Raw genomic sequence first — 261 nt, 5'->3', positions numbered from 1 at the left:
ACCTACGCGGGAGACTTGTGTACATTATTCGTGAGCGTCTAGCGAACTACACCTATGTTTTAAAATTCCAGGGTAACAAGCTGTCGATATCGGGCTCAGGCTGGCACAGTTCATCAAGGCAAGCACAGATGTAATTAAATGGGATTAGACCATTTATCTTGGCGGTTTCCACAATGCTGTAAAGGGTGGCACTAGCATGGGCACCGTTAGCCGTTTGGCTAAATAACCAATTCTTTCGGCCTATCACAAACGGTTTTACCG

The 261-nt window shown here is 46.0% G+C and carries 1 protein-coding gene; it reads right to left on the bottom strand.

Going from position 1 to position 261, the window contains the following annotated elements:
* Window positions 1-52: 52 nt before the first annotated feature.
* The coding region (locus AAEY68_RS21230) for a transposase domain-containing protein (protein WP_350586846.1) at window positions 53-261 on the bottom strand (209 nt) is incomplete at its 5' end.

This window comes from Pseudoalteromonas sp. RB2-MNA-CIBAN-0110 (genome assembly GCF_040309305.1).
Classification (GTDB): domain Bacteria; phylum Pseudomonadota; class Gammaproteobacteria; order Enterobacterales; family Alteromonadaceae; genus Pseudoalteromonas; species Pseudoalteromonas arctica.
Note: the sequence above shows the minus strand (reverse complement) of the source record. Positions and strands in the feature narration are given on the sequence as shown.